Source organism: Streptomyces scopuliridis (assembly GCF_042790125.1).
Taxonomy (GTDB): domain Bacteria; phylum Actinomycetota; class Actinomycetes; order Streptomycetales; family Streptomycetaceae; genus Streptomyces; species Streptomyces scopuliridis_A.
The window spans coordinates 46695-60205 of the sequence record NZ_JBHTZS010000014.1 but is presented as its reverse complement, the minus strand read 5'-3'; the positions used below and the strand labels follow the sequence as shown (position 1 = coordinate 60205).

Sequence of the window (13511 nt, the reverse complement as noted above, 5' to 3'; positions counted from 1 at the left end):
GCGGGCCGGCCGGGCGGCCCGCGCCTCTCCCCGTACGTACGTCCCTGTACGTACGTCCCTACACGTACGCCTCTATACGTCCGTCACGCGCAGGCCCGCGTGCGCCTTGTAACGGCGGTTCACCGAGATCAGGTTGGCCACCAGCGACTCCACCTGGTGGGCATTGCGCAGCCGGCCCGCGAAGACCCCGCGCATGCCCGGGATACGGGCCGCAAGCGCCTGGACGAGATCGGTGTCGTCGCGCGCCTCGCCCAGCACCATCACATCCGTGTCGATCCGCTCGACCTCCGGGTCCTGGAGCAGCACCGCCGAGAGATGGTGGAACGCGGCGGTCACCCGGGACTCCGGCAGCAGGGCGGCGGCCTGCTCGGCGGCGCTGCCCTCCTCCGGCTTCAGCGCGTACGCGCCCCGCTTGTCGAAGCCGATCGGGTTGACGCAGTCGATGACGAGCTTGCCCGCCAGTTCCTCCCGGAGGGACTCCAGGGTCTTGCCGTGCCCCTCCCATGGGACGGCGACGATGACCACGTCGCTGCGGCGCGCGCACTCGGCGTTGACGAAGCCCTCGACGTCGTTGCCCAGTTCGGCCGCCGCCGTCTCGGCACGCTCGGCGACCCGGGATCCGATGATCACTTTCTGTCCGGCCCTCGCCAGCCGGTAGGCGAGGCCGCGCCCCTGGTCGCCGGTGCCGCCGAGTACACCGATGACAAGACCGGAGACATCCGGGAGGTCCCAGGGATCCTTGGCGGGGGGCTTGGGGGTACTGCCACTGTCCGTTGAAGTCATGGGCACGACCCTACTCGCCGGTAGAAGGTCACGTTCGGGTGAGCCGCCCCCGACCGCCCGCGCCGCGCACCCGGCTGCGGCAGGATGCGGGCCCATGGATGCCGTACGCGTCGCACTGCTGCGTGAAGTACTCGCCGAGACGGAATGGCCGTCCGCGACCCGCCGGTTCGCGGGGGCGCTGCGCACCTCCGCCGTGTCCCAGGGCGGCGGGCTGCTGCTCGTCGGGACGGCGGAGTACGAGCCGTGGCACCTCACCGCACATCTCGTGGACGAGGCGGCGTGGTCGGGGCAGCCGGAGCTGACGCCCACGCTGGTACGGCACCGGGTGCGCTCCGGGGACCCGGCGCATCTGGCCTTCGGTCTGGGCCGTCTCGAAGCGGCCGGCCGGGGCGAGACGCTGCTCGTCGTGGCGCCGGAGCGGCCGGACTCCGCGCTGCTCGAACGGGTGCACGGCGCGCGCCGGGCCGGGGCGACGGTGCTGTCGCTGGACGGCGGGGACGAGGAGGTGCGCGGGCTGGCGCACGACGCGCTGTCGGTGGACGCGGCGCGGGCGGCGCACGGCGTGGATCTGGACACCGTGCAGCATCTGGTGAGCGCGGCGGCCGGGGAGAACAGCCTGCCGGGGCCGCGCGGGCGGCGGCGGTTCCGTGACCGGCTGTCCCGGCTGGCCGACCAGCTGACGGCGCCACCGCCGGCCCGCTGGTAAGCCACGTCCGCGCCCGCCACCAGGCCCCGCCCACGCCGCCCGGCCCACCGACTCGTGAGGCCCCGCCCACACCCGCCGGGCCCCCACGCCGCCGGGCTCCACCCACGCCGCCGGTCCCCACCCACCCATGAGGCCCAGCCGCACCTAATTCGGTTGCCCGATCCACGCGTCCGCACCGAACATGGCCCCTCGTGACCAAGAAGCTCGGCGCGATACTGCCGGATCTCTCCCCGCTGCGTTCCTCCCGGGAATTCCGGCTGCTCTGGGTGCAGGGGCTGGTGACGAACTTCGGCAGCTTCATGGCGATGATCGCGCTGCCGCTCCAGATCAAGGACCTCACCGGATCACCGCTGGCCGTCGGCGCGATGGGCGCGGTGGAGCTGGTGCCCCTGGTGATCTTCGGGCTGTACGGCGGGGCGCTCGCCGACGCCGTCGACCGGCGCAAGGTCATCCTGCTCACCGAGGCGGGGCTCGGGGTGCTCGCCGCCGTCCTGCTGGTGAACTCGCTGCTTCCCGAACCACTGCTGTGGCCGCTGTACGTGGTGGCGGCCGGGGTCTCCGCGCTGGCGGGGCTGCAACGGCCCGCCCTGGACTCGCTGATGGCGCGGATCGTCCCGCACGACCAGCTCACCGCCGCCGCCGCGCTCAACGCCGTGCGCTGGCAGCTCGGCGCGATCGCGGGGCCCGCGCTGGCCGGGCTGGTCGTCGCGTACGCCGGTCACGGCACGGCGTACGGGGTGACGATCCTGGGCTTCGCCGTCTCCGTCCTGCTCTGTCTGCGGCTCTCGCCCGCGCCCGCCGCGCACGACGCGGAGGCGCCGTCCCTGCGCGGCATCGTGGAGGGCGCCCGCTACGCCTGGAGCAGACCGGTGCTGCTGGGGACGTACGCGATCGATCTGGCCGCCATGTTCTTCGCCTTCCCGAACACGGTCTTCCCGTTCCTCGCGGACGATCTGGACGCGGAGTGGGCGCTCGGTCTGATGTACGCGGCGGGCTCGGTCGGCTCGGTGGCGCTCAGTCTGACCAGCGGCTGGACCTCCCGGGTCCGCAGACACGGCCTCTTCGTGGTGTTCGGCGCGGCGGGCTGGGGGCTGGCGATCACGGCCGCCGGGTGGTTCTCGAACATCTGGGTGGTGCTGGTCTGTCTGGGCTTCGCGGGCGCGGGCGACATGCTCAGCGGTCTGGGTCGCTCGACCATCTGGAACCAGACGATCCCGGAGGAGCTGCGCGGCCGGCTCGCGGGCATCGAGGTGCTCTCGTACAGCGTCGGACCACAGCTCGGCCAGATCCGCGCGGGCGCGATGGCGGGCTGGACGGGCACCCGCCCCGCGATATGGGGCGGCGGGCTGGCCTGTCTGGCCTCGGTGGGGCTGCTCGCGGCCGTGCTGCCGAGGCTGGTGACGTACGACGCGGAGACGGACGAGGACGCCCTGCGCCGCCGCGCCCAGAAGGAAGCGGCGACGACGGCCTGACCTCGCGGTTCGTATCCCGTCAGGCGGGCGGGTTCGTGTCCTCCCCGGCCGCGGCCTCACCCTTGGACGCGTCGTGCCAGCGCGGATCCGTCTCCCACTCCAGATTGCGCTCCCGGGCCGTCTCCATCGCGTGCTCCGCCTCCTGGCGGCTCGCGTACGGCCCGAAGCGGTCCTTGGCGGGGCATTCGGGCCCCTCCTCGACCTTCTGGTGCTTCAGGCAGTAGTACCACTCGCCGGGCTTGCCGACCGTGCGCTTCTTGAACAGGGCCATCATCGGCTCCTTCCTCTGACGCCATGCTGCCCCACCGCCGCTCGTTAGACTCGCTGGCATGTCTGGCCAGTCACTGCTCGTACCAGGCGAGCTCTCTCCCGTCCGTTCCGTTCCCGGAAACATCCGGCGCCCCGAATACGTCGGGAAGCCCGCTCCCACCCCGTACACCGGGCCGGAAGTGCAGACCGCGGAAACCATCGAGCTGATGCGGATCGCGGGCCGCGTCGCCGCGCAGGCGATGGAGGAGGCCGCGAAGCACATCGCGCCCGGCGTCACCACGGACGAGCTGGACCGGGTCGCGCACGAGTTCATGTGCGACCACGGCGCCTATCCGTCGACGCTCGGCTACCGGGGCTTCCCCAAGTCCCTCTGTACGTCCGTCAACGAGGTCATCTGCCACGGAATCCCGGACTCCACGGTGCTCCGCGACGGCGACATCGTGAACCTGGACGTGACCGCGTATCTCAACGGGGTGCACGGCGACAACAACGCCACCTACTTCTGCGGGGATGTCGACGAGGAGTCGAAGCTCCTGGTGGAGCGGACCCGTGAGGCGCTGAACCGCGCCATCAAGGCGGTCCGGCCCGGCCGGCAGATCAATGTGATCGGGCGGGTCATCGAGTCGTACGCCAAGCGGTTCGGCTACGGCGTCGTCAGGGACTTCACCGGGCACGGGATCAATTCGTCCTTCCACTCCGGGCTGATCATCCCGCACTACGACAGCCCGCACGCCACCACCGTCATCCAGCGGGGCATGACCTTCACCATCGAGCCGATGCTCACGCTCGGTACGTACGAGCACGACATGTGGGACGACGGCTGGACCGTCGTGACCAAGGACCGCAAGCGGACCGCGCAGTTCGAGCACACGCTGGTGGTGACGGAGACGGGGACCGAGATTCTCACCCTGCCCTGAGGTTGCCGACCCGCTCGGGCGGGGTAGCGTTTTTACCGACAGGACGTCGGGAACTGGTTGACTTAGGTAAGCCTAAGTAAGAGTATCGGTCATGGCGGTCGCCCGTGCCGCCGGCGCCGGCATCCGCCTGCTCCCGTCCCCCTCGGTCCCCGGAGGCCCGCCTTGGACGCACCCGCCACCGCCACCCCGTTCTCCACGCTCATCCGCGTCGCCTCGCACGCACAGCACACGGAGGCGGAGGCCTCGACATTCATGAGCGATCTGCTGGGTGGCCGGCTCGGGGTGGACGCGTACACGCGCTACACCGAGCAGCTGTGGTTCGTGTACCGCGCGCTGGAGGGCGCTTCGGAGGTGCTGCGGGAGGACCCGGTCGCCGGGCCCTTCATCCAGCGCGAGCTGGAGCGCACGCCCGAGCTGGAGCGCGATCTGAAGCATCTGCGCGGGGCGGGCTGGCGTAGGGGCCTGGAGCCGCTGCCCGCGACCGCCGCGTACGCCGCGCGGGTCGAGGAGTGCGCGCGCTCGTGGCCGGGCGGCTTCGTGGCGCACCACTACACGCGCTATCTCGGGGACCTGTCCGGCGGCCAGATCATCCGTGACAAGGCGGAGAAGACCTGGGGCTTCGCCCGCAAGGGCGACGGCGTCCGCTTCTATGTCTTCGAAGGGATCGCCAACCCGGCCGCGTTCAAGCGGAGTTACCGCGAGCTGCTCGACCGGGTCGCGGCGGACGATCTGGAGAAGCAGCGGATCATCGACGAGTGCAAGCGCGCGTTCGACTTCAACGGGGCGGTGTTCCGGGAGCTGGGCGCGCGGTTCCCGTTGACCGCGTGACCGCGTCAGCGCGTCAGCGCCTGACCGCCGGTCCGCGTGAGCGCCTGACCGCCTGTCCGGGCGCGGGGCAGGCTGATTACGGGTCCTGAGTAAGGGTCAGAGCCGCGTGCCGTCAGTGGGCCGTGAGCAGCCGCACACGGCCGCCGATCTCGATCGATCCGTCAGGGCCGGGGGCCGTGATCAACTGCGACCCGCGGCCCTGACGGATGTTCAGGGCGCGGCCCAGCTCCGCCGTGAGCAGCAGCGCCGCCGCGCCGGTCGCCTCGTCCTCGGCGATCCCGTCGTCACGGCGCGGGAAGGCGCGGGCCCTGACCCGGCCGGCGGCCTCGTCCTCCCAGGCCCAGGCGTAGAGCCAGCCCTCGCCCGGCGGCGGGGCGGGCAGCGCGTCGACCTCGGCGGCGGTGGCGTACTGCCGGAGCGTGCGCGGCGGGGCCCATTCGGGGCGGGCGGTGATCCAGGTGAACTCGCCGTCCTGACGCACCCACACCTCGCCCGCCGGCGGGTTCACGGTCTCCAGATCGAGCAGCCAGGCGGCGCCGACGAGCGGATGCCCGGCGAAGGGCAGCCGCAGCCCCGGCGTATAGATGTCGACCACACCGCGCTCGGGATCGTCGACGAACACGGTCTCGCTGTAGCCGAGTTCGGCCGCGATGGCCTGCCGGGCCGCCCGGTCGGGGTGGTGACGCCCCTCGCGGACGACACCGAGCGTATTGCCGTGCCGGCCGTCGGCCCCGCAGAAGACGCTGAGTACGTCGATGTCAGTCACGCAGGCATTTAAGCACCGCCCTTGAGCGGCGCGGATTACGCCGTCTCCGGCCGGCCGGTACGGCGCCGCCCGGCCGCGTGGACGACGGCCGCGCCGGCGGCGGCGATCGCTCCGGCCGCGCCCATCAGCGCGCCCGCCGGGACCTCGGAACCGGTGGAGGCGAGGGACCCGCCCCCCGTACCGCCGACGGTGCCGCCCGCCGTGCCGCCGCCCGCCGTACCGGAGCCGGCCGAATCGCCTGAGCCGCCAGAACCGCCAGAACCGCCCGCGCCGCCAGGGAGGTTGGCGTCCTCGTCCAGCGCGACCGCGAGGGTCAGCGTGTCCAGTTCCGTACCCTCCGGGTACATCCCGCCGAAGGCCCTCGTACCGTCGGCGGTGAGGGTCGCGGGTACGGCGTTCAGCGTGACGACGCCGTCCTTGGCGACCGGACCGGCGGCCGGGACGTCCAGCGTGGCGAAGGTCAGATCCTGGTACGCGGAGACCTTGCCCGTCTCGCGGTCCTTGCTGCTGACGTCGGCGACGAGCGTGCCCTTGCCGTCCTTCACCACGACCTGGAGGCCGCTCAGCCGCAGGTCGAGAACGTACTCGCCGGCCTCCTGGTGGCCGAGGAAGCGGACCGTACCGCCGAAGGACACCGAGAGGGTCCGGGCGGTCGCGTCGAAGTCGCCCGTGCCCTTCGGGAAGCGGTAGGCCGCCGCGCCCGACTTCGTGGCGCCGTCGGTGAGTTCGACCTTGCCCTGGGCGATCGGGCCGACGACGTACGAGCGGAAGGACTCCTTGACGCCCCAGTCGAGATTTCCGTCGACGATCGCGCCGTCCTCGGCCACCGCAGGCGCCTCGGAGACGGCGGTGGACGGGGTCGTGGTGGACGGAGTCGTGGTGGACGGGGTGGGCGTGGCGCTGGGCGCGTCCGACGTGGGGGCAGTCGTCGGCCCGGACTCGGTAGGCGACGACGTCGGGGTCGGCGTCGGCGAGGGCGGCGGTGAGGACGTGCCGCCGCCCGTCTCGTAACTGACGGCGAGCGTCGCCTTGTCCAGCTCCGTGCCCTCCGCGTACATCCCATTGAACGCCTTCGCGCCGTCGGCGGTCAGCGTGGCCGGGATGTCCTTGAAGACCATCTTCGTGCCCGTGCTCTCCGGACGGATGCCCGTCAGATCGATCGCGGCCAGCTCGATGTCCGGCTGGGTCGCGCCGTTGAGGGTGACGTCCGCCTCGATGGCGCCGCCCGTCCCCTCCGTGACCAGCCTCACGTCCGCGACCTTGATCTCGAAGCCGTGCGCCTTCGAGGAGAACAGCACACTGCCGTCGAAGTCCGTGGCCACGTCGTGTGTGGCGGGATCGTACGAGCCGGTGCCGTCGGTGAAGGTGAAGGGGCCGTTGCCGGTGGCCTGGGTGGCGCCGTCGGCGGGAGTGATCGTGCCCGCGGCGATGCCGGTCACATACGTACGGAAGGACTCCTTGAGGCCCCAGTCCAGGGTGCCGTCCTTCAGGTCGAGCGTCGGGGCGGCGCCGGGCGCGGCGAGCGGTCCCCCGGGCGCGGCGGCCGGGGCGCCGGACGCGAGCGCCGGGAGGGTGAAGGCGGTGGCTCCGAGGGCTGCCGCCGTCGCGATGGCGGCGGCGAGTGCTATGGGGCGGCGGGTGGCAGGCATGGGTGGGTGTACTCCTCGATCGTGTGGCGTGCGAGCGCACGGGTAGAAGGCACGGGACCCCGGCGAAATGCGGGTTTCCGCACGGAAATTGGGGGGGTTACGGCGTGTGGGCGCCGCGCCGCCTGCGCAGGGCGACGACCGTGAGGCCCGCCAGTCCCGCGACGACGAGCGCGCCCGCGCCGAGCGCGACATACGTCCCCGTACCGGCGGACGACGAGGACGAAGAGGACGACGCGGCGCCCGTGGCCGGCCCGGTGGAGGGGGCGGCGGATGCCCTGTCCTCCGGCGTCGCGGAGGGCGAGGCGTCGCTGCCCAGGTCGGGCAGCGCGGGCAGTTCGGCCGTCTTGTCGACGGCGACGGCGAGCGACACGGGGTCCATCGCCGTCCCGGCCGCGTAGAGGGAGCCGAAGGTCTCGGCACCTGGTGAGGTGAGGGTCGCGGGGACCTCGGTGAGCGAGGCGAGACCGTCCTTGGGCGTGAAGTCCTTCGCCGCGAAGGTGACGAGCGGCACGGCCTTACGGGGCGGACTGCCCTCGGCCGCGTCGGTGACATCCGCCGAGAGCGTGCCCTTGCCGTCCTTCACCCGTACGACGACCTTGCTGAGCGTCAGATCCAGCCCGGTCCCGGTGAAGCGGACGCTGCCCGCGAAGGCGGCGTCGAGGGTGCCCTTCCCGGCGTCGTACGTCCCCTTGCCTCGCGGGAAGCGGAACAGCGCGCCTCCGTCCTGCGCCCCGCCGCTCAGTGTCCATGTCCCCTTGGCGATGGGACCGGTGACGTACTCGCGGTAGGTGCGGCGCACACCCCAGTCGACGGCCGCGTCCTGGATGGCGTCGGTCGCCTTCTCGCCGTCGCCGGGCCCGGTGGCGGACGCCGGCGGGGACTTCTCCGGCGCCTCGCCCGACGCCTTCACGTCCACGGACAGACTGATCGGGTCGAGCGGTGTACCGGCCGTGTAGTAGCCGGCGAAGGCGGTGGCGCCCTGTGCGGTGAGCGTCGCCGGGACACGGGTGAGGACGACGGGGCTGGCGCCGCCCTTCATCCCGATCCCGGAGAGATCGAGCGTGGCCAGCGGGACCTGGGAGGCGGAGGTGACCTTGCCGCTCCCCTTCGCCTTGCTCGCCATGTCCGCGTGGAGCGTGCCGCGGCCGCCGGAGATCCGGACGGTGGGGCGGCTGATCGTGAGATCGAGTTCATGGGTGCCGTCGGCCTTGAGGTGTCCGACGAACCGGACCCCGCCGGAGAAACCGGCCCTCAAGGCGCCGGTGGCCGGGTCGTACGAGCCGGTGGCCGAGTGGAACCGGAACTGGCTGCCCACTGTGGCCGCGCCCCCGTTGAGGGCCCAACTGCCTTGCGCGACGGGCCCGGTGACATAGCCGAGGAACGACGACTTGATACCCCAGTCGAGCCGGCCGCCCTGCACCGTACGGTCGGCCGCCTGCGCCCCTGCGGCCGGCAGCAGGGCCACCGGCAGCGCCATGAGCAGCGCGACGACGAAGGCGCGCACGGGTCTGAAGGACAGCATCGGAGTCACTCCCACGTCTGACGAGCAGGGACGGCCGGCCCGGACGCATCACCACCCGGGACCTGGAAAGCAAGGTAAGGCTAACCTAAGCTACCTTCGGTCTGTACTGGAACCCCTTCCCCGCAGCGGCCCCGGCTGAACGAGCCGGACGACTCGGCACAACGAACAGGATGGTGCGCTCGGTGCGCAGATCACACCTCACGGGCGCTCTTCTCTCCGTACTCGCCCTCGCTCTGACCGTCACCGGCTGCGGCGGCGACCGTACGAACGCGGCCGACGCGCCGCGGAATCCGTCGCCCACACCCACCGCCGACCGGGTGGAGCCGCTTTCCGCCACGCCCGCGCCCAGGCTGCCCGTCACCGTCGACTCAGCCGACGGCAGGAAGGTCACGGTCGCCTCGGCCGACCGGATCGTGCCGCTCACCGGGTCGCTGAGCGAGATCGTCTTCACCCTCGGTCTCGGCGGCCGGGTCGTCGCCCGCGATGTCACCGCCACCTTCGAACAGGCCGCGAAACTGCCGGTGGTGACCAGGGCGCACGATGTCTCGGCGGAGGGCGTGCTGTCGCTCAGGCCGACGCTCGTCCTCGCCGACACCACCACGGGCCCCGCCGAGGCCATCGGCCAGATCCGGGAGGCGGGCATTCCGCTGGTCGTGGTCGACCCGGCGAAGAGCCTCGCCGATGTCGGGACACGGATCGACGCGGTGGCCGGGGCACTGGGCGTGCCGACGGCGGGCGCGGAGCTGAAGGAGCGTACGGAGGACCGGATCGACGCCGTACGCAAGGAGATCCCGGCGGGCGAGCGGGACGGGAAGGGCGACACAAGGGACGGGACGGACGGGAAGGGCCGGGGGAAACCGCGCGTCGCCTTCCTCTATCTGCGCGGCTCCGCCTCCGTCTATCTGCTCGGCGGCCGTGATTCCGGGGCGAGTTCACTGCTGGAGGCGGCCGGCGCGGTCGACGCGGGCAAGGAATCCGGGCCGGCCAAGGACTTCACCGCGATCACGAGCGAGGCACTGGCGAAGGCCGCGCCCGACGCGATCCTGGTGATGACCAAGGGGCTCGACTCGGTGGGCGGGGTGGACGGCCTGGTGAAGATCCCCGGAGTCGCCGAGACACCGGCGGGAATGGACCGCAGGGTCGTCTCGGTCGACGACGGGGTGCTGCTGAACTACGGCCCGCGCACGGACGAGGTGCTGAGATCGATCGTCAAGCAGCTCTACGCGGACGGACGCTGACATGACGTCAGCGTCGATCGCGCGCCAGCCGTCACCCGGAGACATGGATCCGGGCGATCCGTCCAACGCCGGGGCAGCCGCGAAAGTACGCCGACGCCCGCCCGGGAGCACCACCCTGCTGACCGCCGGGCTGCTCGGTGCGCTCGTCGTCCTCTGTCTGCTCTCCGCGGGGATCGGCGCGTACCACATCCCTCTCGGGGACGTCCTCGCCTCCGTGCAGCACCGGACCGGGCTCGGCGGCGCGGCGCTCGACCGGGTCGGCGAGAGCGTCCTGTGGAACGTACGGCTGCCCCGTGTCGTCCTCGCGCTCCTCGTCGGCGCCTCGCTCGGCTGCGCGGGCGCGCTGATGCAGGGCGTGTTCGGCAATCCGCTCGCCGAGCCCGGGGTCATCGGCATCTCGTCGGGCGCGGCGGTCGGCGCGGTCGCCTCCATCGCGCTGGGGCTGAGCTTCTTCGGCAACTGGACGGTGACGGTCTGCGCGTTCATGGCCGGGCTCGCGACGGTGCTGCTGGTGTACGCGCTGTCCCGCTCGGGCGGCCGTACGGAAGTGGTCACGCTCATCCTGACCGGCATCGCGGTGAACGCGTTCGCCGGGGCGCTGATCGGGCTCTTCCCCTTCTTCGCGGACAACGCGCAGATCACCCAGATCACCTTCTGGCAGCTCGGTTCGCTGGCCCAGGCGACCTGGCCGAAGGTGCTCGCGGTGCTGCCGTGCGCGCTGGCCGGTCTGGTCCTGGCGCCCTTCTACGCACGGCGGCTGGATCTCCTCGCGCTGGGCGAGCGGCCGGCCCGTCATCTGGGGGTGGACGTGGAACGGCTCCGCATGGTGCTGGTGCTGGTGGTCGCGCTGCTCACGGCGGCGGCGGTCGCGGTGGCCGGGATCATCACGTTCGTGGGGCTGCTGGTGCCGCATCTGCTGCGGATGGCGCACGGGCCCGGCCACCGCTTCCTGGTCCCGGGCAGCGCGCTCGGCGGCGCGCTGGTCCTGGTCGCGGGTGATCTGGCGGCCCGTACGGTCGCGGCCCCGGCGGAACTCCCGCTGGGGGTACTGACCGCGCTCTTCGGCAGCCCGTTCTTCTTCTGGCTGCTGCGCAGAACACGCCGCAAGCAAGGGGGTTGGGCATGAGTGCCCCGTCCCTTCCCGGACAAGGCGGTTGGGCATGAGTCTGAAGAGTCTGTTCGCCGCGCGCCGTCGCGCGCTCCCCGCCCCCGTCGCCCCCGGCACCCCCCTCGCCGAGGCCCACGGCCTCCATGTCCGGCTCGGACAGCGCGAGGTGCTCCGCGGGATCGCTCTCGACGCCCGCGCCGGTGAGGTGCTCGCGCTCGTCGGGCCCAACGGGGCCGGGAAGTCGACCCTCCTCGCCGCGCTCGCCGGCGATCTGCGGCCCGACCGCGGTGAGGTACGCGTCGCCGGGCGCCCCGCACACGACTGGTCCGCGCCCGAACTGGCCCTGCGCCGCTCCGTACTCCCCCAGGCCGCCACGCTCTCGTTCCCCTTCCCGGTGGCGCAGGTCGTACGGATGGGCCGCGCGCCCTGGGCAGGGACGGCGCTGGAGGACGAGGACGAGGCAGCCGTCGCCGGGGCGATGGCGGCCACCGAGACGACCGAGTTCGCGCCGCGCCCCTTCTCCGCGCTCTCCGGCGGCGAGCGGGCCCGCGTCGCGCTCGCCCGCGTCCTCGCCCAGCGCGCCGCGCTGCTCCTCCTCGACGAGCCGACCGCCGCGCTCGATCTGCGCCATCAGGAGCTGGTCCTGCGGGTCTGCCGGGAGCGTGCGGCGGCGGGCGACGCCGTGGTGGTCGTCCTGCACGATCTGGGGCTCGCCGCCGCCCACGCGGACCGTACCGCCGTACTGCACGACGGAGCCGTCGCCGCCGTGGGACCGCCGGCCCGGATCTTCCGCGACGAGTTGCTGAGCCGGGTCTACCGCCAGCCCGTCGAGGTCTTCCCGCACCCCCGCACCGGCGTTCCGCTGGTGGTCCCGAAGCGCACCTCTTGACCCGCGCTTGACCCGGCCTTGGGGCGCCCTGGGGACCACTGTGACCTGCCCGTATCCGGGGCGGGGCAGTGAGAGCCGAATCACTGCACGAACGGTCACGGCACAGGTAAGGCTCAGTTAAGTTAGGGCGGCCTCACCTCCGTATGTCAGCTGTATCCCGCCTCTTTCCCGCCCCTCTTTCCCGTCCGATTCCAGCCATCGTGGAGCCCCGCATGCGACCTGTCCGCCTCTCCGTCGTCACCGCCACCGCGGCGGTGGCCGCCCTGACCGCCGTGACGGGCTGCGCCGAGAAGAGCGACGCGAAGGCCGGCGACGGCGCCGTCCAGGTCACCGCCACGGACGACTCCTGCGAGGTCTCCACGAAGGAGTTCCCGGCGGGCCATGTGGAGCTGGCCGTCGAGAACAAGGGCACGAAGATCACCGAGGTCTATCTGCTCTTCCCCGACGACCGGATCGTCACCGAGCGCGAGAACATCGGCCCGGGTACGAAGGCCAAGATCACCGCCGAGGTGAAGGCCGGTTCGTACGAGATCGCCTGCAAGCCCGGGATGAAGGGCGACGGCATCCGCCAGCAGGTCACGGTCACGGGCGGCACCGCCACCGCCAGGCGCAGCCCGGAGATGGACGCCGCCGTCGCCGCGTACCGCACGTACGTCCAGACGCAGGCCGACGAGACTCTGCCGAAGGCCAAGGTCTTCACCGACGCCGTGCGCGCCGGTGACCTGGAAGCCGCGAAGAAGGCGTACGCGCCCTCCCGTATCGGCTGGGAGCGCACCGAGCCGGTCGCCGAGTCCTTCGGCGACATCGACCCGAAGGTCGACGTACGCGCCGACGGTCTGGAGACCGGCCAGAAGTGGACGGGCTGGCACCGGCTGGAGAAGGAACTCTGGCAGGACAAGAAGCTCGGCCCGGACGCCAAGGCGCTCGCGGACGCGCTCGACAAGGACCTCGCCGACTGGCAGCAGCGGGTCGGCAAGGCCGAGATCACCCCGACCTCGATGGCCAACGGCGCCAAGGAACTCCTCGACGAGGTCGCCGCCGGCAAGGTGACCGGCGAGGAGGAGCGCTACAGCCACACCGACCTGGTCGACTTCAAGGGCAACGTCGAGGGCGCGCAGCGCTCGTACGAGCTGCTCAAGCCGGTCGCCGTGCAGAACGACCCGGCGCTGGTGACGGAGCTGGACAAGCGGTTCGCCGCGCTCAACAAGCTGCTCGACACATACCGCGACAGCCCGGACTCGTATGAGTTCACCTCGTACGAGAAGGTCGGCAAGGCGGAGCGCAAGGAGCTCTCGGACGGTGTGAACGCACTGGCCGAGCCGCTCTCCAAGCTCGCCGCCGCCGTCGTCAAGTAGGGCCGCGC

Annotated in this window: 13 protein-coding genes; 8 read left to right on the top strand and 5 right to left on the bottom strand. The window is 72.0% G+C overall.

All coding sequences use genetic code 11. The features are described 5' to 3' along the window. Nucleotides 1-72: 72 nt before the first annotated feature. Nucleotides 73-783 carry an NADPH-dependent F420 reductase gene (gene npdG / locus ACFRKB_RS22105; RefSeq protein ID WP_383107974.1) on the bottom strand — a complete coding sequence of 237 codons (711 nt, stop codon included), beginning with the start codon at nt 781-783 and terminating at the stop codon, nt 73-75. 94 nt (nt 784-877) lie between these two features. Between npdG and ACFRKB_RS22100 the strand changes: the two genes are divergently transcribed. Both ACFRKB_RS22100 and ACFRKB_RS22095 read left to right on the top strand, forming a co-directional pair. After that, a complete protein-coding gene (locus ACFRKB_RS22100; RefSeq protein WP_383107973.1) occupies nt 878-1489 on the top strand; it encodes a hypothetical protein in 612 nt (203 codons plus the stop codon). A 191-nt stretch (nt 1490-1680) separates the two neighbouring features. Next, nucleotides 1681-2961 carry an MFS transporter gene (locus ACFRKB_RS22095; RefSeq protein WP_383107972.1) on the top strand — a complete coding sequence of 427 codons (1281 nt, stop codon included), beginning with the start codon at nt 1681-1683 and terminating at the stop codon, nt 2959-2961. A gap of 19 nt (nt 2962-2980) precedes the next feature. Here the strand turns inward: ACFRKB_RS22095 and ACFRKB_RS22090 are convergent, their stop codons facing one another. Beyond that, entirely contained in the window at nt 2981-3232 is a 252-nt protein-coding gene (locus ACFRKB_RS22090) for a hypothetical protein (RefSeq protein ID WP_383107971.1), read from the bottom strand. 58 nt (nt 3233-3290) lie between these two features. On the opposite strand from ACFRKB_RS22090, the gene map reads away from it, so the two are divergent. Both map and ACFRKB_RS22080 read left to right on the top strand, forming a co-directional pair. Continuing rightward, on the top strand, nt 3291-4148 hold the full coding sequence (map, locus tag ACFRKB_RS22085) for a type I methionyl aminopeptidase (RefSeq protein ID WP_383107969.1): 858 nt from the start codon (nt 3291-3293) through the stop codon (nt 4146-4148). Between the two features lie 162 nt (nt 4149-4310). Beyond that, complete coding sequence (locus tag ACFRKB_RS22080; RefSeq protein WP_383107968.1) at nt 4311-4976, top strand: biliverdin-producing heme oxygenase; 666 nt, start codon at nt 4311-4313, stop codon at nt 4974-4976. Nucleotides 4977-5088: 112 nt separating this feature from the next. Here the strand turns inward: ACFRKB_RS22080 and ACFRKB_RS22075 are convergent, their stop codons facing one another. The 3 genes from ACFRKB_RS22075 to ACFRKB_RS22065 form a co-directional block, all read right to left on the bottom strand. Beyond that, nucleotides 5089-5742, bottom strand: coding sequence for a PhzF family phenazine biosynthesis protein (locus ACFRKB_RS22075; RefSeq protein WP_383107967.1), 654 nt, complete (start codon nt 5740-5742; stop codon nt 5089-5091). 35 nt (nt 5743-5777) lie between these two features. Further along, nucleotides 5778-7391, bottom strand: a complete 1614-nt coding sequence (locus ACFRKB_RS22070; RefSeq protein WP_383107966.1) for an HtaA domain-containing protein — start codon at nt 7389-7391, stop codon at nt 5778-5780. Between the two features lie 97 nt (nt 7392-7488). Further along, the gene (locus ACFRKB_RS22065) at nt 7489-8913 is read right to left on the bottom strand and encodes an HtaA domain-containing protein (RefSeq protein ID WP_383107964.1); all 1425 of its coding nucleotides are present in this window, start codon (nt 8911-8913) and stop codon (nt 7489-7491) included. 170 nt (nt 8914-9083) lie between these two features. On the opposite strand from ACFRKB_RS22065, the gene ACFRKB_RS22060 reads away from it, so the two are divergent. The 4 genes from ACFRKB_RS22060 (at nt 9084) to efeO (ending at nt 13503) form a co-directional block, all read left to right on the top strand. Further along, nucleotides 9084-10151 (top strand): heme/hemin ABC transporter substrate-binding protein, encoded by a 1068-nt coding sequence (locus ACFRKB_RS22060; RefSeq protein WP_383107963.1) that lies wholly within the window; start codon nt 9084-9086, stop codon nt 10149-10151. Nucleotide 10152: 1 nt separating this feature from the next. Then, complete coding sequence (locus ACFRKB_RS22055) at nt 10153-11277, top strand: FecCD family ABC transporter permease (RefSeq protein ID WP_383107962.1); 1125 nt, start codon at nt 10153-10155, stop codon at nt 11275-11277. A gap of 34 nt (nt 11278-11311) precedes the next feature. Beyond that, on the top strand, nt 11312-12148 hold the full coding sequence (locus tag ACFRKB_RS22050) for a heme ABC transporter ATP-binding protein (RefSeq protein ID WP_383107961.1): 837 nt from the start codon (nt 11312-11314) through the stop codon (nt 12146-12148). Between the two features lie 212 nt (nt 12149-12360). Next, entirely contained in the window at nt 12361-13503 is a 1143-nt protein-coding gene (gene efeO, locus ACFRKB_RS22045; RefSeq protein WP_383107959.1) for an iron uptake system protein EfeO, read from the top strand. The last annotated feature ends 8 nt before the right edge of the window (nt 13504-13511 follow it).